The organism is Paraburkholderia phenazinium, assembly GCF_900142845.1.
Lineage (GTDB): Bacteria > Pseudomonadota > Gammaproteobacteria > Burkholderiales > Burkholderiaceae > Paraburkholderia > Paraburkholderia phenazinium_A.
This window is the reverse complement of record NZ_FSRU01000002.1, coordinates 1,970,679-1,991,738: the sequence shown is the minus strand read 5'-3', so window position 1 is coordinate 1,991,738 and position 21,060 is coordinate 1,970,679. Positions and strand designations below refer to the sequence as shown.

Sequence of the window (21,060 nt, the reverse complement as noted above, 5' to 3'; positions counted from 1 at the left end):
AGAAACTGGAATGGGCAGGAGGCTGGCCGATCGGGTATGGGAAAGAGTCGGTACACACGAGGCCGCGCAGTCGGGCTATTGGTCTTGTCGATGGCGTGCGGCGGCGTATATCCTGCGTGGGCTTTTGATCCAATGCTAACCGGACGGTCGGTGCCAGCGACCGCCGCAGCGGCGATGCTTGGCGACGGCAGCGCTGGTGTCTGTGCATTTGGCCCGTTGCCCAATCCGCTGCCGTTGCAGGATGCGGTGGAGCGCGGCCTATGCAACAACCCCAAAACGCGCGAGGCCTGGGCGCAGGTCAAGATTCAGGCGGCAGGAGTCGGCATTGGTCGAGCCGCATATTTGCCCACAGTGACGGGTAACTGGCAGGGTGTACGGGACGACACCGCCACGAACGTCAGTGGTTATCCCCAATACAGTTCGGACTACCGGAACAGCGTACTCAGAACTGAGAGTGTGTCGCTGAACTGGGTGTTATACGATTTCGGAGGGCGCAAGGCGGCGCTGGCGAACGCGACGGCGCTGCTCGCTGCTGCGCGGGCCAGCCAGGAAGCAGCGTTGGAACAGGCTTTTGCGGACGTGGCGAAAGATTACTACGCAGCACAGGCTGCCCAAGGCGCATTTGCTGCCGCCCAGGAAATCGAGCAGACCGCAAACGACAGTTTCAAGGCCGCGACCGCTCGCGTCAGCAAAGGTATAGCACCCATTACCGACGAGCTGCAGGCCCAGACGTCGTGGGCGGAGGCCGTTATCAACCGGACGAAAGCGCAGGGAGACTGGCAATCCGCCCTTGGGACGCTAGCCTCCGATATGGATCTTGACCCGAGTATGCCGATAACCTTGCCTGATGTCGGTGACGGCGTGACGCCGGACGCGGACTTTGACGATTCGGTCGCAGAACTTATCGAAGAAGCCAAACGTTCTCATCCGAGCGTTCTGGCCGCTGAGGCTCAGGTCGAAGCGGCCGCGGCAAAACTAAGGCAGACACGCGCGGAAGGGTTGCCGAGCGTTAGCTTTGTCGCAAAGTACAGCTGGAACAATCAACCCACTGTTCTCGATGTCGGCTTCCCGCAGTTTCCTGCCAACGGACACGAATGGTATCTGGGTATTCAGGTTTCCATACCCATCTTTGAAGGCTTCACCCGAACGTACCAGATTCGTCAGGCCGAGGCGCAAACCGAGTTGCAGCGTGACACGCTGAATGAGGTGCAGCAGCAGGTAGGCCTTGATGTTTGGACGAGTTATCAGACGTTGCAGACTGCGACACACAATCTGGATAACATTGCCATGCTGCTTGACGTCGCACGACGCTCCTACACCGCTGCACAACGCCGATACCAGGTCGGAGTTGGAAATATCCTTGAGTTGCTCAACGCGCAATCGTCCTTGGCGGGAGCGAAGCGTCAGCGTATCCAGGCGTTGACTGACTGGCGTTCTGCGCGACTTCAACTGGCAGCTAAGCTTGGCAAGCTGCGGATGTGGGATATTGTTGATCAGCAGACCCGGAGCGTGGAATAGCATGAGTAAAGTAGAGATTCTTGGTTCTCGCTTCATCGCGCCTGTTGTCGGTGCTTGTCGGCACCGCTGCTGCGTACGGTCTAGGATGTGCTACACATCGCGGGTGGCTGGGTTGGGTGGTTAATGTCAGCAAGTTACTGATTTAAATAAATGTACAGCGGCCTGCAAAGCCGTTTAGGCCGGTTGAGCCTGTGCTGGCAAAGCAACTTTGGGCGTCCCAGTTCGACCCGAAAGCGACGTTCAGATCCCCCAACAGCAGACCTTCACCTTCGCTGAACTTCGATCAACGTGCTGAGATCAGTGCGGCTAAGCGTTGCCGGAATGGTAGTAGATAAAGGGGGAGCGCTTGCTCGCCCTTTCTTTATGAAACTGGTGGAGCGTCGGCCTCTTCGAGCAGACGTTGCCAGCCGTATTGCTTAACGGAGACTGCGAGGTAGTTGTCCATCCAGTTGTACTTTTGTGCGACGGCGTCCTTGAAACGAAGTTGGCGAACGTTACGAACAGCAGCTATAGAAGCTCGTCCTCGTATCTCGTTGGACGTACCCTTGCCTCCACCCATTGATATAAATCGATCAGGTGTTGGTGCTAGCGGATGGAAGATATCGTAATGTGTTACACCATCAAAGTCGCTGCGGTACTGCGACATTGTCCATTGAACGCGCATATGGTCGGTTTGCCCATCAACTTCCGCGAGTACACCTTGGAACGCTGATGCTCTGAACGACTCTGTCACCACGAGACGAGGATAGACAGCGATCTTGCTTTCAAGATTGTATGCCTCATTCATCGCGGGGCCGAATACAACGCCCTCGCGATGGTAAAGATCACCCACCGTTAGTCCACCTCGAACCAAAAAGCCGTACCCCAAGAGCTCGAGCGCTAGGTATCCAGCGTAACTCGCGATGCGGAGGGCGCCGAAGCCATCGAGAAATTCCTCGGATACAACGATGCAGTCCGAGAATGCGGTGAACTGCATACGGCCTTTCCCGTGGTGCCGTTCAGCTTGTGCAGCACGAATCTTCAGTTGGTCAAAGATCTGGCCTATCTCTCGCTCATGTCCACCTTCTTTTATCAGGTCAGAGAAGCCAAGAATGTCCAGAAACGCAATCGCGCGCTTCTCGTACGAAGCGTCAGCATGTGAGATCGGTGATGAAGACAACGTCAGCCCCCAATGGTGAAATTGCGGCATATGGTTGCCGCCATTGTCTACGATTTGGCCTTGACCGTCGATTGACCCCATCTGGCCGATTGTCGCCGGATGGGCGCACGCGAGCCGGGAGCACGTAGCAGTCGGCGGAGGGGCAAAAAGGGGAGGTTTTTGCGTGCTACAGATTTGCTACAGCAATTGTAGAAATCCATATCTGACAGGCCTTGCGCCTGTCATTCCACCCCCTGAACTAGGGGGTGGTACGTGTCGGCGGCCCTGAGACTGACGTGGATGGCACGGCTTCAGCCCAGAGAGTGCTTCAATTGCTTCGGCCCGCGCAGCTGACCAAGGACGTTGTACGCTCTCGTTACGGACGAAGTGCACGAGGATTGGTGCTTCTCGTCCCTCCCTCCTGATTCCTGCAAGTATCTCTAGTCCAGTCATCTAATGTGGCGTACCCGCGGCGACGCATTCCCATGTACCGGCCGCAATGGCGAGTGCGCTGCCCGTCACCTCTATGCAATCAATCATCAACTGTCGTTCAAACAGGGGCTTGGCCTTGAACAGGGGCGAGTCGAAAACGAGGTTAAACATGAGCCCTAGGCATTGCTCCAACTCGCGACACGTCGAAGTCGTGGCCTGAAGACTGGAGGCGGCCGATGCGGCGTCCGCGGCTGCATTGAATTCTTCGAGATCGGCGCCCCTGAGAACTGTCCGCCCCATTTCGGGGAAGGCTTCGAAGAATTTAACCAGAAGATCACGTGCTTCTGTCGGCGTATATGACTTCATGCTTTTTATCCGTTTAAATGAGTAGCGTCTGAGATGATTCGCGGCCTTTTCGCTAGCCCAGCTTTCGTGCCAGGTCGGAGGCGCGCGGATGGTAGTACCGCTTCAACATTTGTACAGTCTTGTGCCCGGTCACGGCAGATAGCTCCAGAATGTTGTCGAGGCGTTCAGCTATTCGCGATGTCGCTTCGTGCCGAAGATCATGAAAGTGAAGGTTCTCCAGTTCCGCGCGATCGCATGCGCGGACAAAAGCTTTCTTAAGCGCATCTGGTGTGATCGGAAATACTCGGCCGCTGATATGCCGGGGCAGGGCGGATAGCGTGGCACCGGCACGGATGGAAAGCGGGACGTCGCGCGCTTCGCCATTCTTGCTGTCGTGGAGGCGAACATACCTGTCATTGAGAAAGACATCAGCCCAGCACAGCGACAGAATCTCGCTGCGGCGCATTGCGGTCTCAATCGCGATAACTACCACGGGTAGCACCCAGTCGTTTCGAGTTCCGCCGAGGCCGAAACGACCGTGCTCGTCTCGAGGACTCGGAGAGAGCTCGGCGAGCAGCCGGAGCTCCTCGTCGGAGGATAGCCTGCGGGTGCGCCCTCGGTTTTCGCGCGGGCGGCGGATGATTGATACTGGATTGGTTTCGATGTGAACACCCCATTCCTTCCGGGCGACACTGAGAACGTGTCCGATGAGTGTTAGCTCACGGTTCACGGTTGAGCCAGAAACGGGTTTTGACTTGCTGTCACCTCTTAGTCGGCGATCGCGATACTCGGCGACGACCTTGCTGCTGAGCGCGGCGATTTTGTACTGTGCCAGCACATCCTTGCGAAGCTTCCGGATTCGTATAATTTCGCCGTCGCCCCCTTTCTTGTGCGGCGAGATTTCGTCCGCATACCGCTGTAGAAGGTCACCTAGCGTGTTGCGTTCTGCTTCCGTCCGGTCGACGAAGCAGCCGCGATCCATCTCGGTTTCGGTGCGCCGAGACCAAGCGTCGGCTTGGGCTTTTGTATCGAAGGTGCGTGTAACGAGGGGGTAACCGCGCCTACGCACCTCTGCGCGCCAGTTGTCACCCCGTCTCCAGATTGCAGCCATGCGAAAGGCTCCGATCGTTCGATGTTGAAGTCAGGGCACTATCGGGTTTCCGCCATTCTTCCGCCATATGCGGATTTTTGGAGGTTATGCAGACAAAGAAAAAGGCCCTGGGCATACGCCTCAGGGCCTTTCGTCTTGCGGGTCACGCGAATCTGGTGGGTGGTACAGGGATTGAACCTGTGACCCCTGCCGTGTGAAGGCAGTGCTCTACCGCTGAGCTAACCACCCGAAGAGATTGAGATTATGTCAGAGGATCTCGGGTTCGTAAAGTACTTTTTAAGCGGTTTGCTCATCGGCGGTTGCCACCGGTTGCAGACGCCACACGCTCGTCCCTTTGACCGCCTTGTCGAGGCCGTCGAGCACGGCCTGATGCGCGGCGAGCTCCTCTTCGCTGGCGACGATCACCGGCAGCTCGAGCGAGTTGAGCGCCACCCGCGGTGCGCCTTCGTCGCCGCCTCTCGATGCCTCGCCCAGCATGTCGATGACGAGGCTCTCCTGGCCACGCGTCATCGCCAGATAAACTTCCGCGAGCAGCTCCGAGTCGAGCAATGCGCCGTGCAGCGTACGGTGTGCGTTGCTGATGCCGAAGCGGTCGCACAGCGCATCGAGTGAGTTGCGCTTGCCGGGGAACATGGCCTTGGCGCGCACCAGCGTATCGATCACTTCGCCGCACTGCGAGCTGAACGGCGGCAAGCCGAGCAGTCCGAACTCGGCGTCGAGAAAGCCGATATCGAACGGCGCGTTGTGAATGATCAGGTCCGCGCCCTGAATGAAATCGCGCAGCTCGTTGGCGATCTCCGCGAACTTCGGCTTGTCGCGCAGGAATTCGGTGGTGAGTCCGTGGACGGCGAGTGCGCCCGGATCGCTGTCGCGTTCCGGATTGACGTAGAAGTGCAGGTTGTTGCCCGTGAGCCGGCGGTTCACCAGTTCGACGCAGCCGATTTCGATGATGCGGTCGCCGGTGCGCGCATTCAGGCCGGTGGTTTCGGTATCGAGGATGAGTTGACGCATGTCGGATTAGCCCGCTCTAAAATTTGGCTTGATGAAACATAAAAGCAGAAGCACGGAAGCGGCGCGGCCCACGCAGAAGGGCGCAAGCGCACGCTTCAGATTTCCGCCAGCGACGCGACACCGCGATTGGCCAGCGCATCGGCGCGCTCGTTCTCCGGATGTCCCGCGTGACCCTTCACCCAGCGCCACTCGATCTCATGTTGCTGGACCGCGGTATCGAGCCGCTTCCACAGGTCGGAATTCTTCACCGGTGTCTTCGCCGCGGTCATCCAGTTTTTTTTCTTCCAGCCGTGGATCCACTCGCTGATGCCTTTCTGGACATATTGCGAGTCGGTATGCACGACCGCCTTGCAGGGCCGCTTCAGCGCTTCGAGCGCCGCGATCACCGCCATCAGCTCCATGCGGTTGTTGGTGGTGTTCGCTTCGCCGCCGAACATTTCCTTTTCCTGCGCGCCGAAGCGCAGCAGTGCACCCCAGCCGCCGGGGCCGGGATTGCCCTTGCAGGCGCCGTCGGTATAAATATCGATGAGTTCGGACGTCATTTTCTCTGATTGCGTGTGTTCGGGGTGGCGGCGGGGGCGAGGCCCGCCGCGAGGACGGGCTTTTTCACCTTCAGTGGGCCGATGAGACGCATGCCGCGCACGCGCTTGATCGCCTTCACCATGTAAGTGGCGCCGAAGATCGGCCACCAGCGGTCGCCGGCGGCTTCCATGAAGCCGTAGCGCGCGAGCCACTGGTCGCTGACGAGGGGCGGACGATAGCAGCCGAAGCGTCCGCGCTCAAGGTCGAAGCCGAGCAGTTTAATCCAGTCCTTCAGGCGAGTGAACGCAATCAGGTCGTGCGTGGCCGGCACGAACGGCCGCCCGGTGACCTTGCCGACCGATTGCCGGGCGCCCCACAGCGACAGCGAATTAAAGCCGAGGATGATCAACTGGCCTTCCGGCATCAGCACGCGTTCGGCTTCGCGCAACAGGCGGTGCGGGTCGCGGGTGAATTCGAGCGTGTGCGGCATCACGATCAGGTCGACGCTCTGCGCTTCGAACGGCAAGTCGAGCAGGTCGCACCAGACCGCGCTGCGGCCGAGCGGGGCATGTTGTTCGGGCGTGGCGGCGCCCCCCGCGCGCGGAAAGCGGTACGGCGCGCTGGCTCCGCTGGCCGCGTCCAGCACGAGACCGCGGCACGGCATGCGGTTCTCGCGCAGCGCGTCGAGCTGCGGCAGGCCGAGCTGCAGCGCGTGGTAGCCGAACACGTCCGACACCACGCGGTCGAGTTGCGCCTGTTCCCATTCCAGCACGTAACGTCCGGGTGGCGAATCGGTCCAGGCGGGCCAGTCTATAATCGTTCGGTCAGACATATTGAAGATTGCGTCGCCTATGAATGCGCTCGAGTACGTACCCGTCCCGGCTTTTGAAGACAATTACATCTGGCTCGTGTCGGACGGGCACCATGCGGTGGTCGTCGATCCGGGTGAGGCCGCTCCGGTTCGCGCCTATCTGGCGAAACGGGGCTGGCGGTTGAGCGCTATTTTACTCACGCACCATCACCAAGACCACGTCGGCGGGGTGGCCGATCTGCTGAATGGCCAGGCCGTGCCGGTGTATGGACCGGCCGGCGAGTCGATCGAGCACCTAACCCACCGCCTGAAAAGCGGCGACCGCGTGAGCATCGCCGCACCGGCGCTCGAACTGGGCGTGCTGGACGTCCCCGGTCATACGCGCGGCCATATTGCCTACTTTCAGGCGGCCGATCCGGGCGGCACGCCGCACGTGTTTTGCGGCGATACGCTGTTTGCGTGCGGCTGCGGCCGGCTCTTCGAAGGCACCCCGACGCAGATGCTCAAGTCGCTGGACGAACTCGCTGCGCTGCCGGGTGCGACCCAGGTCCACTGCGCGCACGAGTACACCTTGTCGAACATCCGCTTTGCGCTGGCGTGCGAGCCGGACAACGTGGATTTGCAGGCGTGGCGCGACAAGGCGACCGCGCTGCGCGAGCGCGGCGTGCCGACCCTGCCCACGACAATCGAGCACGAAAGGGCGGTCAATCCGTTTTTGCGCGCCGACAGTCCGGCAATCCACACGACGCTGATCGAACAGTTGCATGAAACGGTGCCGGATCGTTTGACTGCGTTCACACTGTTGCGTGAATGGAAGAACCGGTTCCGCTGACCCGCTGTTTCATGGGGTCATGTTCACCTTGAATTTCGGAAAAATCTGCCAAGCCTAAGATTTGCCTAGGTTTTTCGTATATTTCCGATTGACGTAAACGTTTCGCTTTCGTACTATCGGCTGCAAATTCCAGTCCTGTGGAAGCCGAGACGTTCATGAGATTTATCTTTAGTGCGTTGTTGGTCCTCATGCTCGCCGCGTGCGCGAGCCAGGGGCCAACGACGAGTAGCAATACCGCCACGCCGAATCCTGCCACCCAGCAAGCCGTAGCCGACGCCCTTCGCAGTACAGCCTCTGCCAAAGAAACGATCAATGTCGATCAAGGTTCTGTCGATCAGTTGACGAGCCCCGATGCCGATCTATGGGCACGGATTCGCCGTGGTTTTCAGATGCCCGACCTGCAAAGCGACCTCGTCGACATGCAGGCCAACTGGTACGCCCAGCGCCCGGAATACGTTCAACGTATGACCGAGCGGTCGCAAAAATACCTGTATCACATCGTCGAGGAACTCGAAGAGCGGCACATGCCGACTGAGCTCGCGTTGCTGCCGTTCATCGAATCCGCCTACAACCCGCAGGCGCTGTCGGTGGCGAAGGCGGCCGGCATGTGGCAGTTCGTGCCGGACACCGGCCGTACCTACAACCTCAAGCAGAACATGTGGCAGGACGAGCGTCGCGACGTGCTCGCCTCCACCAGTGCCGCGCTCGACTATCTCTCGCGTCTGCACGACATGTTCGGCGACTGGCAGCTTGCGCTGGCGGCGTACAACTGGGGTGAGGGCAACGTGCAGCGCGCCATCGCGCGCAACGAAGCGGCGGGCTTGCCGACGGACTATCAGGACCTGCGCATGCCGAACGAGACGCGTAACTACGTCCCGAAGCTGCAGGCGGTCAAGAACATCGTGATGAACCCGCAAGCCTACGGTCTGACGCTGCCGTCCATTCCGAACCACCCGTATTTCGTGACGGTGACCACCGCGCACGATATGGACGTCGACGTGGCGGCCAAGCTCGCCAACATGACGCCCGACGAGTTCCGCTCGCTGAACCCCTCGTTCAAGAAGCCGGTCATCCTCGGCGCGACACAGCCGCAGATTCTGCTGCCGTTCGATAACGCGAGTGCTTTCGAACACAATCTGAAGGCCTTCACCGGTAACCTGTCGTCGTGGACGACCTACACGGTGACCGAGCGCGCCGCGCCGGCGGCGATTGCGCAGAAGATCGGCGTCGACGCGGACACGCTGATGGAAGTCAACAAGATTCCCGTCGGCATGCGTCTGAAGCCGGGTTCGACGATCGTCGTGCCGCGCAGCGACGACAACGACGACGAAGACATTAGCGCTGACGTCGCCGAAAGCGCCGTCCTCGCGATGGAACCGGACGTCCCCGACACGCGCAAAATGCTGATTCGCGTGCGTCGCAAGCAGACCATGGCGGCGCTGGCCGTTCGCTACGGCGTGTCGATCGGGCAATTGAAGGCGTGGAACCGCACGCGCCGCGACCAGGTGAACCCGGGCCAGGTGATCGTGCTGCATGTGCCGGTGGGCAAGGCCATGCCGAGCGAACCGGGACCGGAACGGATCGCGACCAGCGTGCAGGGCGGTGGCGTCGAACGGATCGGGACCCAGATCACAGACACGAAGAGCGATTCGCGCTACGATAAGAAATCAGGTCGTGGCCGCACCGCCGTCGTAAAGGTGTCGGATCCGGCGGGCAAGGCCAGCAAATCGTCAGCGTCGAGCGCCGCACCCAAGGGCAAGACGTCGAAAGCGGCCGCGCCGGCCACGTCCAGCAAGGCGTCGAAGGCTGCGGCAGTAAGCCGCCCGAAGACTGCGGCCAAGGCGAAGAAGGGAAACTAAAGCAAAGCGGCTCCCACGGAAGTGGCCACATGCGTTGCGGGGGCAGCGCATGAATTGCGCTCCGATCACTTCTCGTTTTTCAACGCCGTCACCTGTGGTGACGGCGTTTTCGTTTGAGGGGTCTTTGCGCCCACTTCCCGCGTTTTCCTTTATCGTTCCTGCTTCCGTCTGACCTGAATCTGCTTGCTACCTATGTCGTCCACCCAGTTTCGCGTGTTCCTGCTGTTTTCCGCGGGTTACTTCGTCTCCTATGTGTTTCGTGGCGTCAATCTGGGTTTTGCGCCTCTGATCACCCATGATCTGGGACTCTCCGCCGCCGATCTGGGTCTGCTGACGAGTCTCTATTTCCTCGGCTTTGCGGGCGCGCAGTTGCCGGCGGGCGTGCTGCTCGACCACTTCGGCTCGCGTCGTGTGACGGCCGGCACGCTGCTGTTCGCGGCCGCCGGGATCTGGGTGTTCGGGGCGGCGCACAGCATCGGCATGATGATGCTCGGGCGGCTGCTGATCGGCGTGGGCGTGTCGGTTTGTCTGGGCGCAGCGTTCAAGGCGCTGGCGCAGCACTTCGAAGCGGCCCGGCTGCCGCTGATGAACGGGCTCGTGATGGCGGTCGGCGGTCTGGGCGGCGTGGCCGTGGGGTCGCCGCTGACCTGGGTCCTGACTTTCGCGAGCTGGCGGGCCGTGTGCGGCGCGCTGGGCGTGCTGACGATCGTGGTCGCGCTAGCCCTGTGGACCCTCGCGCCGGAGACCCGCGACGGCCATCGTCAGGCGAGCCTCGGCACGCAGTTCAAGGGCACGTGGCATATCCTCAAAAGCCCGGCGTTCTGGAAGATTGCGTCATTCTCGGTGGTCACGCAGGGCGTCTTTTACGCCATGCAATCGCTGTGGGTCGGCGCCTGGATGCGCGATGTGATGGGCCTCGCGCCCCGCGAGGCCGCGGCTCAGGTATCGATTCTCGGCTTTGCGATGATGGCCGGTTGTGTCGGTTTCGGGGCTGCGGCGCGCGGCCTGGAGAAGCGCGGCATCTCGCTCTACACCTTTTGCGGTATCGGCATGGCGCTCTTCGTCGTCACCCAGTTGCTGATCATGTTCGGTGCGCCCTTGCCGACAGGCCTGTTGTGGGCCGCGTACGGCATCTTCGGCGGCACGGGCATCCTCAGCTACGCGGTGTTGGCGCGGCATTTCCCGGCGCATCTGATCGGCCGGGGCAACACCACCCTCACGCTGATTATCTTTCTGCTGATTTTCGGCTTCCAGATTGGCGTCGGCGGGGTGCTGTCGCTGTGGCCGGCGGCGGCCGGCCACTATCCGGCCGCCGCGCACCTCACCGCGTGGGGCATTCTGGTCGCGTTGCAGATTGCCAGCGCGATCTGGTACGTCTTGCCAAGCGGCGTGCTGGCCAAACCCGCCCATCTGCAGACCGGGCAGCATTCGTGATGCGCGGCGTGTCAGGCCGAGATTCAGGCCCCGATTCAGCCTCGTCTGACCCGCCCACCACGGTATCCCGATTCCGCTCCTTCGATCCCAGCCAGGCAGGCTGGGAGCCAAGCCCCACAAGGCGCCGAGGCGGCGTGAGGAACCTCGCACCCTGTCGCGGTGCCATCTCGGATTTGGAGGGAAGGGCAGTTTCGGGCTATAATTCCAAGGTTTGAGCTTATCAACCCGCACCCTAGCGCCTACCTCTCCCACACCGTTCATCCGCCGCGCGCCGCCAACGCACCGCACCCAGCCGATCAGTCCACACAATGGATCCATCGCGCCCTTGCGACGTTTGCCGCGGTACGCGAGCGAGCCTGCGCGCGCATCCAAAGATGCGCCTCGCTGCGGCTCGCACGGCTCGGATAGACAGGTCGGCATCAGGGTGTTCCCCCAAGGAGTCTCCCGTGTTGCCGTCTTTTTCTCCCGCTCTGCTCGCGCTCGCCGACGGCACGGTCTTTCGTGGCTACTCGATCGGCGCCCCCGGCCATACGATTGGCGAAGTCGTTTTCAACACCGCTATCACCGGCTATCAGGAAATCCTGACTGACCCGAGCTACGCGCGTCAGATCGTGACCCTCACGTATCCGCACATCGGCAACGTCGGCGTGAACGCCGAAGATGTGGAAGCCTCGAAAGTCCATGCCGCCGGCCTCATCATCCGCGATCTGCCGGTTCTCGCCTCGAACTTCCGCATGGAGCGCACGCTCTCGCAATACCTGCAGGACGAAGGCGTGGTCGCCATCGCCGGCCTCGACACCCGCATGCTGACGCGCGTGCTGCGCGATAAGGGCGCGCAAAACGGCGCGATCCTGGCGGGCTCGGACGACGAAGCCAAGGCCATCGAACTCGCACGCTCGTTCCCGGGCCTCGCCGGTATGGATCTGGCGAAGGTCGTGTCGACGAAGGAATCGTTCGAATGGACGCAGACCGAATGGCGTCTGGGCGAAGGCTACGGCACGCAGAACGCGCCGAAGTACCGCGTGGTCGCGTTCGACTACGGCGTCAAGTACAACATCCTGCGCATGCTGGCCGAGCGCGGCTGCCACGTCACCGTACTGCCGGCGCAAGCCACCGCGGCTGACGCATTGGCGCTCAACCCGGACGGCGTGTTCCTGTCGAACGGCCCCGGCGACCCGGAACCGTGCGACTACGCGATCGCGGCCACGAAGGAGCTGATCGAGCGCGGCGTGCCGACCTTCGGCATCTGCCTTGGCCATCAGATCATGGGCCTCGCGGTTGGCGCGAAGACCATGAAGATGAAGACCGGCCACCACGGCGCGAACCATCCGGTGAAAGATCTGGACGACGGCCGTGTCGTGATCACGTCGCAGAACCACGGCTTCGCAGTCGACGCGGCCACGTTGCCCGCCAACGCGCGCGCCACGCACGTGTCGTTGTTCGACGGCACGCTGCAAGGCTTCGCGCTGACCGACAAGCCGGCCTTCTGCTTCCAGGGTCACCCGGAAGCATCGCCGGGCCCGCACGACATTGCGTATCTGTTCGATCGCTTCACCGGCTTGATGGACCAGAAAAAGGCCGGCACGACGGCAGCCGCAGCGGCGGCTTAAGGCGTCAGCTTGTGTGGTCACCCAGGACGGTGTCCACCTAAGTCGCCCACGCCAGGCGGAGCCCCGGAGAATGCAACGCCGGGCCGCTCCCCAGGCGAACAGAACAGAGCGCGCCGCCGCAGCAGAAGTGGGAGGCCGGGCAGTAACACCGGCCCCGGCCGCCGCAGCGAAGCGCGCCAACGGAAAGAATTCAGGAATACATTAGCGAGAGCGTTATGCCCAAGCGGACAGACATCAAGAGCATCCTCATCATCGGCGCGGGTCCGATCATCATCGGCCAGGCGTGCGAGTTCGACTACTCGGGCGCACAGGCTTGCAAGGCGCTGCGTGAGGAAGGCTACAAGGTCATTCTCGTCAACAGCAATCCGGCGACGATCATGACCGACCCGAACACGGCCGACGTGACCTACATCGAGCCGATCACGTGGGAAGTGGTCGAACGCATCATCGCCAAGGAGCGCCCCGACGCGATCCTGCCGACGATGGGCGGCCAGACCGCGCTGAATTGCGCGCTGGATCTCCACGCGCACGGCGTGCTGGAGAAGTACAAGGTCGAGCTGATCGGCGCGTCGCCGGAAGCTATCGACAAGGCGGAAGACCGCCAGAAGTTCAAGGACGCGATGACCAGGATCGGTCTCGGTTCGGCCAAGTCGGGCACCGCCCATTCGATGGAAGAAGCGCTGCAGGTGCAGGCGCAGATCGCGACGGAAACCGGCAGCGGCGGCTATCCTGTGGTGATCCGTCCGTCGTTCACGCTGGGCGGTTCGGGCGGCGGCATCGCGTATAACCGCGACGAATTCGAAGAGATCTGCAAGCGCGGTCTGGACCTGTCGCCTACGCGCGAACTGCTGATCGAAGAATCGCTGCTCGGCTGGAAAGAGTATGAGATGGAAGTGGTCCGCGACAAGAAGGACAACTGCATCATCGTCTGCTCGATCGAAAACCTGGACCCGATGGGCATCCACACCGGCGACTCGATCACCGTCGCGCCGGCGCAGACGCTCACCGACAAGGAATACCAGATCCTGCGTAACGCCTCGCTCGCGGTGCTGCGCGAGATCGGCGTGGATACGGGCGGCTCGAACGTGCAGTTCTCGATCAACCCGGTCGATGGCCGGATGATCGTGATCGAAATGAACCCGCGTGTGTCGCGTTCGTCGGCATTGGCTTCGAAGGCAACCGGCTTCCCGATCGCCAAGGTCGCGGCGAAGCTCGCCTGCGGCTACACGCTCGATGAACTGAAGAACGAAATCACCGGCGGCCAGACCCCGGCTTCGTTCGAACCGACCATCGACTACGTCGTCACCAAGATTCCGCGTTTCGCGTTCGAGAAGTTCCGCGAAGCCGATCCGCGTCTGACCACGCAGATGAAGTCGGTGGGTGAAGTGATGGCGATTGGCCGCACCTTTCAGGAGTCGTTCCAGAAGGCGCTGCGCGGTCTCGAAGTCGGCGTCGACGGTCTCGATGAAAAGACCGCGAGCCGCGACGAGATCATCCGCGAGATCGGCGAGGCCGGTCCGGACCGGATCTGGTACGTGGGCGATGCGTTCCGTATCGGCATGAGCGCTGCGGAAATCTTCGAAGAGACCTCGATCGACCCGTGGTTCCTCGCGCAGATCGAACAGATCGTGCTGAAGGAAAAGGCGCTGGCCGGCCGCACGCTTGCGAGCCTGTCGAAGGAAGAACTGAAGTATCTGAAGCAAAGCGGTTTCTCGGATCGCCGTCTGGCGAAGCTGCTCGGCGCGAAGCCGGCTGCCGTGCGCGCCCGCCGTATCGAACTGAACGTGCGCCCGGTCTACAAGCGCGTCGACACCTGCGCGGCCGAGTTCGCCACCAAGACGGCGTACATGTACTCGACCTACGAGGAAGAGTGCGAAGCGAACCCCACCAACAACAAGAAGATCATGGTGCTGGGCGGCGGCCCGAACCGGATCGGCCAGGGCATCGAGTTCGACTACTGCTGCGTGCACGCCGCGCTCGCCATGCGCGAAGACGGCTACGAAACGATCATGGTCAACTGCAACCCTGAAACCGTGTCGACCGACTACGACACGTCCGATCGTCTGTACTTCGAATCGCTGACGCTCGAAGACGTGCTGGAAATCGTCGACAAGGAAAAGCCGGTCGGCGTGATCGTGCAATACGGCGGTCAAACGCCGCTGAAACTCGCGCTCGATCTCGAAGCGAACGGTGTACCGATCATCGGCACCTCGCCGGACATGATCGACGCCGCCGAAGACCGCGAGCGTTTCCAGAAGCTGCTGCAGGACCTCGGCCTGCGTCAGCCGCCGAACCGCACGGCACGCGCCGAAGACGAAGCGCTCAGGCTCGCCGAGGAAATCGGCTACCCGCTGGTGGTGCGTCCGTCGTACGTGCTGGGTGGCCGCGCCATGGAAATCGTCCACGAGCCGCGCGACCTCGAGCGCTATATGCGCGAGGCCGTGAAGGTGTCGAACGATTCGCCGGTGCTGCTCGACCGCTTCCTGAACGACGCGATCGAATGCGACGTCGATTGCATCTCCGATGGCGAGGCCGTGTTTATCGGCGGCGTGATGGAGCACATCGAACAGGCGGGCGTGCACTCGGGCGACTCGGCTTGCTCGCTGCCGCCGTACTCGCTGTCGAAAGAGACCGTAGCCGAACTGAAGCGCCAGACCGGCGCGATGGCGCGGGCGCTGAACGTGATCGGCCTGATGAACGTGCAGTTCGCGATCCAGCAAGTGCCGCAGGCGGACGGTTCGAAAGAGGACGTGATCTACGTGCTCGAAGTGAACCCGCGCGCCTCGCGCACGGTGCCGTATGTGTCGAAGGCAACCAGCCTGCCGCTCGCGAAGATCGCGGCGCGTGCGATGGTCGGCCAGACGCTGGCGCAGCAGGGCGTGACGAAGGAAATCGACCCGCCGTACTTCAGCGTGAAGGAAGCGGTGTTCCCGTTCGTCAAGTTCCCGGCCGTCGATCCGGTGCTCGGACCTGAAATGCGTTCGACCGGCGAAGTGATGGGTGTCGGCCAGACCTTCGGCGAGGCTTTGTTCAAGTCGCAGCTCGCGGCAGGTTCGCGTCTGCCGGAGTCGGGCACGGTGCTGTTGACCGTGATGGACGCCGACAAGCCGAAGGCCGTCGAAGTGGCCCGCATGCTCCACGAACTGGGCTACCCGATCGTCGCGACCAAGGGTACGGCCGCCGCCATCGAAGCAGCCGGCGTGCCGGTCAAGGTGGTCAACAAGGTGAAGGACGGTCGTCCGCACATTGTCGATATGATCAAGAACGGCGAAATCGCGCTGGTCTTCACGACCGTCGACGAAACCCGTGCTGCGATTGCCGATTCGCGTTCGATCCGCATGAGCGCCCAGGCGAACAAGGTCACGTACTACACGACGATGTCGGGTGCGCGGGCTGCCGTCGAAGGTCTGCGGTATTTGAAGGACCTGGAAGTCTATGATTTACAAGGACTCCACGCTCGCCTAAACTAAGGCTTCGAATACCTGTCCAAGATGTAAGTGCCGCGGTTAAGCGGCGTCCCTCAAGGTACCGGCATGGGCTTTGCCCGGGCTCAGGCGCCAGCGGGGATGCACTTAACCGCGGTGATTTTTTTACGGCCGTTTTTTGCCACTAGAGCTGTTTATGAGCACTATTCCACTGACAACGCGTGGCGCGAAAAAGCTGCGCGATGAACTGCAGCACCTGAAATCGGTTGAACGTCCGGCGGTCGTCAACTCGATCGCCGAAGCGCGTGCCCAGGGTGATCTCTCGGAAAACGCCGAATACGACGCTGCGAAAGAAAAGCAGGGCTTTATCGAAGGCCGCATTGCGGAAATCGAGTCGAAGCTGGCCGGCGCGCAGATTATCGATCCCGCCGCGGTGGACGCGGACGGCCGCATCGTGTTCGGCGCGACCGTTGAGCTCGAAGACCTCAAATCGGGTGCGTCGGTCAAGTATCAGATCGTCGGTGACGACGAGGCGGACCTCGAGCATGGCCTGATCTCGATCAGCTCGCCGATCTCGCGCGCCTTGATCGGCAAGTCGGAAGGCGACGTGGCCTCGGTGCAGGCACCGGGTGGCGTGCGCGAGTACGAAATCATTGCCGTCAGCTACGTCTGAAGGACGCACCGGTGTCTACCTCGCTGTCCTCCGTGCCGCATAGGGTGTTCCGGCTGTTGACCGTGGTTTGGGTCGGCAGTCTGCTCACCATCGGTTATGCGGTTGCGCCCGTGCTGTTTACCGCGCTTGATCGTATCTCGGCCGGCGCGGTCGCCGCGCAGTTGTTCCGCATCGAAGGCGTGCTGGGCGTGGTTTGCGGGGTCTTGTTGCTCGGCTTGGCCAATGTGCTGATCCGCCGCGGCCACGACACCTATCGCCGCCTGCGCTGGCTGATTGCCGGAATGCTGGTGTGCGTGCTGCTCGGTTACTTTGCGCTGCAGCCGTTCATGAATGCAATTCGCATGGCTGCGCTCGAGGCCGGCACGGATGTCGCCCATTCGCCTGATGCGATGCGCTTCGGCATATTGCACGGCGTGTCGAGCCTGTTTTATCTGATCGAGAGCCTGCTGGCTATCGCTCTGGTGTGGAAGCTGCCCACCGCGGCGAGTGCAACTTTGGCTGGGCAAGAAGGCGCGCGAGACGCGGCAGGCAAGGGCATCGTCGGCTAAGGGGCCAGGAGGCGGGGCTAAGAAGCGGGATTAAGAAGCGGGGACTAAGAAGCGGGGACTAAGAGACTTTCCCGGCTGGCAGGTGACCACGCGTATCAGGCGTCAAAGCACTATGGATCTTTTTCTGCCGCCTCGCGGCTCGCCACGCAGACTTCAGCGGCGAGCTCAAACTTGCTGAATACGCGAAACGCCAACGCACACAAGGCGCTGGCCGTCGCACTTCAGCGCTGCGGGCAGCGCCGCCCGCAGTTGCAACACAGATTACTTCACCGACTGATGCGGACGCTTGGCGCTGGCCTGGCGCTTCTTGGCGCGCTTGATATTGCCGCCCGCCGTGACGCGTTCGTTGCCGCGTACCACCACCTTTTTCGGCTTCGGCTTGCGCATCGGGATTTCGGAGGGCTTGACCACCGTTACCACGCGCGGGGCGCGGCCTTTACCCGGCCGGGCGTCGTCAGATGCCGCTTCACGGGCGCTCGGCAGTTCGCCGCGTTTGGCGCGGGTGGCCGGTTTGGCCGCCGCTTCCGGCTTCCAGATCACCAGCAGCTTGCCGATATGCTGGATGGGCGCGGCGTTGAGCGCGTCGCAGATCTGTTCGTAGATCGCCAGACGTTCTTCGCGTTCGTCGCCGAACACGCGGATCTTGATCAACTGGTGCGCGGCCAGGTGGACCTTGATCTCGGCCAGCACGGCATCGGTCAGCCCCTCGGCGCCGATGAGCACCACCGGTTTGAGCGCATGTGCCTGGGAGCGCAACTCGGCGCGTTGATCGGTAGAGACGTTAAGGGCTGGCATGGAAAGTGGGAGACTCGACTAAAATGGCGGCGCCTGCAGTTCCGATCGCTTCGGTCGATCGAGCAGGGCGGCGCGTCAGAACAACAGAGAATCGCGGTTGATGGCCCCGGGGTTCATGACCCATTGGGCGGCAGCCGCGCGAATTAAACGCGTATTATCCGCTAAAAGCGCTGCATTACGCAGCAAGAGTTCAACGTTTAATGGCAAAAAACAAGTTCAACACGTCGTGGCTGCACGATCACATCAACGATCCCTACGTGAAATTGGCGCAGCGGGAGGGCTATCGCGCCCGCGCAGCCTACAAGCTGAAGGAAATCGACGAACAGGACAAGCTGATCCGTCCCGGCCAGGTCATCGTCGACCTCGGCTCGGCGCCCGGTAGCTGGAGCCAGTACGCCCGCAACAAGCTGGCGCAGGGTTCGAAGCGCGACGCGACGCGGGAAGGCGGGATCGACGGCACGATCATCGCGCTCGACCTGCTGCCCATGGAGCCGATTGCCGACGTCGTCTTCATTCAGGGCGACTTCCGCGAGGACACCGTTCTGCACCAACTCGAAGATTTGGTCGGAGCGCGTCAGGTCGACCTTGTAATTTCGGATATGGCGCCCAACCTGTCGGGAGTGGCGCTGGCGGATGCCGCGCGGATCGAGCATGTATGCGATCTCGCGCTGGAATTTTCGCAGAATCACCTGAAGCCGGATGGTGCCCTTTTAGTCAAATGCTTTCACGGCAGCGGTTACAGTCAGATTGTCGAAAAGTTCAAGCAGCAGTTTAAGACGGTGGCAGCCCGCAAGCCGAAAGCATCGCGGGACAAATCGTCCGAAACTTTTATTTTGGGTAAGCATCTGAAACGGCCCGCTTAGGTGGGTTGCCCGGCGGGCGTTCCGCAACCTTTTTGAGTCTCGGATTTGCCGGAAAAGCGGCACTGGGACAGCCTCCGACGCTATTTCTGTGGTAGAGAAACGTTATGGCAGGGGTCTGCGGTCTGGATTAGAATGCTTTAGTGGTGCCGCAAGGCAAATGTAGGCGCCCGTCTATGAGTGAAGGAGTGGTGCTTTGAACAACAATATGTTTTCGAAGGCAGCAGTGTGGCTGGTTATCGCACTGGTGCTGTTTACGGTGTTCAAGCAGTTCGATAAGCCCCGTGTCCAGGAAGGCGTTTCCTATTCGCAGTTCATGGATGACGCAAAGAACGGCAAGGTCAAGAACGTCATCGTTCAGGGGCGTAACCTCACGGTCACTCCAGCAGACGGCCAGAAGTACCAGATCGTGTCGCCCGGCGACATCTGGATGGTCGGCGACCTGATGAAGTATGGCGTTCAGGTGAGCGGCAAGGCCGATGACGAACCGAACGCGCTTGTGTCCGCGCTGTATTACCTCGGACCCACAATCCTGATTATCGGATTCTGGTTCTACATGATGAGACAGATGCAGGGAGGCGGGAAAGGCGGTGCGTTCTCGTTCGGCAAGTCCCGCGCACGTCTGATCGATGAGAACAACAACGCAATCAATTTCACTGACGTCGCCGGTTGCGACGAAGCCAAGGAAGAAGTCTCGGAACTGGTCGACTTCCTGCGCGATCCGCAGAAATTCCAGAAGCTCGGCGGGCGGATACCGCGCGGCGTGCTGCTGGTCGGGCCGCCGGGAACCGGTAAGACGCTGCTCGCACGCGCCATTGCCGGCGAGGCGAAGGTGCCGTTCTTCAGCATTTCGGGTTCGGACTTCGTGGAAATGTTCGTCGGTGTCGGCGCGGCTCGCGTGCGCGACATGTTCGAACAGGCCAAGAAGCATGCACCGTGCATCGTGTTCATTGACGAAATCGACGCGGTCGGTCGCCATCGCGGCGCCGGCATGGGCGGCGGCAACGACGAGCGCGAACAGACGTTGAACCAGATGCTGGTCGAGATGGACGGCTTCGAAGCGAACTCGGGCGTGATCGTGATCGCTGCCACGAACCGTTCGGACGTGCTGGACAAGGCGCTGCTGCGTCCGGGCCGTTTCGACCGCCAGGTGTATGTCGGCCTGCCGGACATCCGCGGTCGTGAGCACATCATGAAGGTTCACCTGCGCAAGGTGCCGATTTCGAACGACGTCGACGCAGCGGTGATCGCACGCGGCACGCCGGGCTTCTCGGGCGCCGATCTGGCGAACCTCGTGAACGAAGCGGCACTGTTCGCGGCGCGTCGCGGCAAGCGCATCGTCGAGATGATCGACTTCGAAGATGCCAAGGACAAGATCTTCATGGGTCCGGAGCGCAAGTCGGCCGTGATCCGCGAAGAATCGAAGCGTGCCACGGCGTACCACGAGTCGGGCCATGCGGTGATCGCCAAGCTGTTGCCGAAGGCCGATCCGGTGCACAAGGTCACCATCATTCCGCGCGGTCGCGCGCTGGGTGTGACGTGGCAGTTGCCGGAGCACGACAACGAAACGTATTCGAAGGACTACCTGCTGGATCGTCTGGCTATCCTGTTCGGTGGCCGGGTGGCGGAAGAGCTGTTCCTGAACCTGATCAGCACCGGCGCTTCGGACGACTTCAACAAGGCAACGGCTACGGCCCGCGCTATGGTGGCCCGTTTCGGCATGACCGATGCGCTCGGACCGATGGTCTACGTCGACGACGAGAACGACGCTACGCCGTTCGGCCGCGGTTTCACGCGGACCATTTCGGAAGCGACGCAGCAGAAGGTCGACGCGGAAATCCGCCGCGTGCTGGACGAGCAGTACAACCTCGCCAAGCGCCTGCTGGACGAGAACCGCGACAAGGTCGAAGCGATGACCGCAGCCCTGATGGAGTGGGAAACGATCGACGCCGATCAGATCAACGACATCATGGCGGGCCGTCCGCCGCGCGCACCGAAGAGCTCGCCGCCGTCGGCGACCGACGCCTCCTCGGGTGGCAGCACGGGTACCGAGGTGAAGCCGGGCAGCGCGACTGCACCGGCCTGATCGAAGCCACGTCCAAAGCACGGGCCGGTGTGATTTCACACCGGCCCGTT

17 protein-coding genes and 1 tRNA gene are annotated in these 21,060 nt (G+C 61.6%); 10 read left to right on the top strand and 8 right to left on the bottom strand.

Translation table 11 applies throughout. The features are described 5' to 3' along the window. Positions 1-150: 150 nt before the first annotated feature. Positions 151-1,518 carry a TolC family protein gene (locus tag BUS12_RS25830; RefSeq protein WP_367117662.1) on the top strand — a complete coding sequence of 456 codons (1,368 nt, stop codon included), beginning with the start codon at positions 151-153 and terminating at the stop codon, positions 1,516-1,518. Positions 1,519-1,879: 361 nt separating this feature from the next. Here the strand turns inward: BUS12_RS25830 and BUS12_RS25825 are convergent, their stop codons facing one another. The 7 genes from BUS12_RS25825 to BUS12_RS25795 all read right to left on the bottom strand — a co-directional run bounded on the left by BUS12_RS25825 (position 1,880) and on the right by BUS12_RS25795 (position 6,909). Then, the gene (locus BUS12_RS25825; RefSeq protein WP_143788459.1) at positions 1,880-2,758 is read right to left on the bottom strand and encodes a hypothetical protein; all 879 of its coding nucleotides are present in this window, start codon (positions 2,756-2,758) and stop codon (positions 1,880-1,882) included. 351 nt (positions 2,759-3,109) lie between these two features. Then, entirely contained in the window at positions 3,110-3,454 is a 345-nt protein-coding gene (locus BUS12_RS25820) for a hypothetical protein (protein WP_074300260.1), read from the bottom strand. Positions 3,455-3,506: 52 nt separating this feature from the next. Continuing rightward, a complete protein-coding gene (locus BUS12_RS25815; RefSeq protein ID WP_074300259.1) occupies positions 3,507-4,544 on the bottom strand; it encodes a site-specific integrase in 1,038 nt (345 codons plus the stop codon). A 153-nt stretch (positions 4,545-4,697) separates the two neighbouring features. After that, positions 4,698-4,772 (bottom strand) — tRNA-Val (locus BUS12_RS25810). Positions 4,773-4,820: 48 nt separating this feature from the next. Continuing rightward, the gene (gene dnaQ, locus BUS12_RS25805) at positions 4,821-5,555 is read right to left on the bottom strand and encodes a DNA polymerase III subunit epsilon (protein WP_074300258.1); all 735 of its coding nucleotides are present in this window, start codon (positions 5,553-5,555) and stop codon (positions 4,821-4,823) included. Positions 5,556-5,650: 95 nt separating this feature from the next. Further along, a complete protein-coding gene (gene rnhA / locus BUS12_RS25800; RefSeq protein WP_074300257.1) occupies positions 5,651-6,097 on the bottom strand; it encodes a ribonuclease HI in 447 nt (148 codons plus the stop codon). After that, positions 6,094-6,909 carry a class I SAM-dependent methyltransferase gene (locus tag BUS12_RS25795; RefSeq protein WP_074300256.1) on the bottom strand — a complete coding sequence of 272 codons (816 nt, stop codon included), beginning with the start codon at positions 6,907-6,909 and terminating at the stop codon, positions 6,094-6,096. The genes rnhA and BUS12_RS25795 overlap by 4 nt, the downstream gene beginning before the upstream one ends. Positions 6,910-6,928: 19 nt before the next feature. Between BUS12_RS25795 and gloB the strand changes: the two genes are divergently transcribed. The 7 genes from gloB to BUS12_RS25760 all read left to right on the top strand — a co-directional run bounded on the left by gloB (position 6,929) and on the right by BUS12_RS25760 (position 17,269). Continuing rightward, entirely contained in the window at positions 6,929-7,720 is a 792-nt protein-coding gene (gene gloB, locus BUS12_RS25790) for a hydroxyacylglutathione hydrolase (protein ID WP_074300255.1), read from the top strand. A gap of 155 nt (positions 7,721-7,875) precedes the next feature. Further along, positions 7,876-9,579 carry a transglycosylase SLT domain-containing protein gene (locus BUS12_RS25785; protein ID WP_074301706.1) on the top strand — a complete coding sequence of 568 codons (1,704 nt, stop codon included), beginning with the start codon at positions 7,876-7,878 and terminating at the stop codon, positions 9,577-9,579. 192 nt (positions 9,580-9,771) lie between these two features. Next, complete coding sequence (locus BUS12_RS25780) at positions 9,772-11,013, top strand: MFS transporter (RefSeq protein ID WP_074300254.1); 1,242 nt, start codon at positions 9,772-9,774, stop codon at positions 11,011-11,013. Positions 11,014-11,459: 446 nt separating this feature from the next. Beyond that, positions 11,460-12,623, top strand: a complete 1,164-nt coding sequence (gene carA, locus BUS12_RS25775) for a glutamine-hydrolyzing carbamoyl-phosphate synthase small subunit (RefSeq protein WP_074300253.1) — start codon at positions 11,460-11,462, stop codon at positions 12,621-12,623. 215 nt (positions 12,624-12,838) lie between these two features. Then, positions 12,839-16,093: a carbamoyl-phosphate synthase large subunit gene (gene carB / locus BUS12_RS25770; RefSeq protein WP_074300252.1), complete on the top strand. Its 3,255-nt coding sequence runs from the start codon at positions 12,839-12,841 to the stop codon at positions 16,091-16,093. A gap of 151 nt (positions 16,094-16,244) precedes the next feature. Beyond that, positions 16,245-16,721 carry a transcription elongation factor GreA gene (gene greA, locus BUS12_RS25765; RefSeq protein ID WP_074300251.1) on the top strand — a complete coding sequence of 159 codons (477 nt, stop codon included), beginning with the start codon at positions 16,245-16,247 and terminating at the stop codon, positions 16,719-16,721. Positions 16,722-16,753: 32 nt separating this feature from the next. Next, the gene (locus tag BUS12_RS25760) at positions 16,754-17,269 is read left to right on the top strand and encodes a DUF4149 domain-containing protein (protein ID WP_074300250.1); all 516 of its coding nucleotides are present in this window, start codon (positions 16,754-16,756) and stop codon (positions 17,267-17,269) included. A 261-nt stretch (positions 17,270-17,530) separates the two neighbouring features. On the opposite strand, the gene BUS12_RS25755 is transcribed toward BUS12_RS25760, so the two are convergent. Then, complete coding sequence (locus tag BUS12_RS25755; RefSeq protein WP_074300249.1) at positions 17,531-18,064, bottom strand: YhbY family RNA-binding protein; 534 nt, start codon at positions 18,062-18,064, stop codon at positions 17,531-17,533. Positions 18,065-18,264: 200 nt separating this feature from the next. Here BUS12_RS25755 and BUS12_RS25750 point away from each other — a divergent pair, with 200 nt between their 5' ends. Together BUS12_RS25750 and ftsH are read left to right on the top strand one after the other, a co-directional pair. Then, complete coding sequence (locus BUS12_RS25750) at positions 18,265-18,927, top strand: RlmE family RNA methyltransferase (protein WP_074300248.1); 663 nt, start codon at positions 18,265-18,267, stop codon at positions 18,925-18,927. 193 nt (positions 18,928-19,120) lie between these two features. Further along, positions 19,121-21,010, top strand: a complete 1,890-nt coding sequence (ftsH, locus tag BUS12_RS25745; RefSeq protein ID WP_074300247.1) for an ATP-dependent zinc metalloprotease FtsH — start codon at positions 19,121-19,123, stop codon at positions 21,008-21,010. Positions 21,011-21,060: the final 50 nt, after the last annotated feature.

Excerpts from the sequence above, each read along its gene's own strand:
- BUS12_RS25820 (WP_074300260.1), bottom strand. The coding sequence starts at position 3,454 with ATGAAGTCATATACGCCGACAGAAGCACGTGATCTTCTGGTTAAATTC.
- BUS12_RS25815 (WP_074300259.1), bottom strand. The coding sequence starts at position 4,544 with ATGGCTGCAATCTGGAGACGGGGTGACAACTGGCGCGCAGAGGTGCGT.
- carB (WP_074300252.1), top strand. The coding sequence starts at position 12,839 with ATGCCCAAGCGGACAGACATCAAGAGCATCCTCATCATCGGCGCGGGT.
- BUS12_RS25750 (WP_074300248.1), top strand. The coding sequence starts at position 18,265 with ATGGCAAAAAACAAGTTCAACACGTCGTGGCTGCACGATCACATCAAC.
- BUS12_RS25780 (WP_074300254.1), top strand. The coding sequence starts at position 9,772 with ATGTCGTCCACCCAGTTTCGCGTGTTCCTGCTGTTTTCCGCGGGTTAC.
- rnhA (WP_074300257.1), bottom strand. The coding sequence starts at position 6,097 with ATGACGTCCGAACTCATCGATATTTATACCGACGGCGCCTGCAAGGGC.
- gloB (WP_074300255.1), top strand. The coding sequence starts at position 6,929 with ATGAATGCGCTCGAGTACGTACCCGTCCCGGCTTTTGAAGACAATTAC.
- BUS12_RS25785 (WP_074301706.1), top strand. The coding sequence starts at position 7,876 with ATGAGATTTATCTTTAGTGCGTTGTTGGTCCTCATGCTCGCCGCGTGC.
- greA (WP_074300251.1), top strand. The coding sequence starts at position 16,245 with ATGAGCACTATTCCACTGACAACGCGTGGCGCGAAAAAGCTGCGCGAT.
- BUS12_RS25795 (WP_074300256.1), bottom strand. The coding sequence starts at position 6,909 with ATGTCTGACCGAACGATTATAGACTGGCCCGCCTGGACCGATTCGCCA.
- dnaQ (WP_074300258.1), bottom strand. The coding sequence starts at position 5,555 with ATGCGTCAACTCATCCTCGATACCGAAACCACCGGCCTGAATGCGCGC.
- BUS12_RS25755 (WP_074300249.1), bottom strand. The coding sequence starts at position 18,064 with ATGCCAGCCCTTAACGTCTCTACCGATCAACGCGCCGAGTTGCGCTCC.
- BUS12_RS25825 (WP_143788459.1), bottom strand. The coding sequence starts at position 2,758 with ATGGGGTCAATCGACGGTCAAGGCCAAATCGTAGACAATGGCGGCAAC.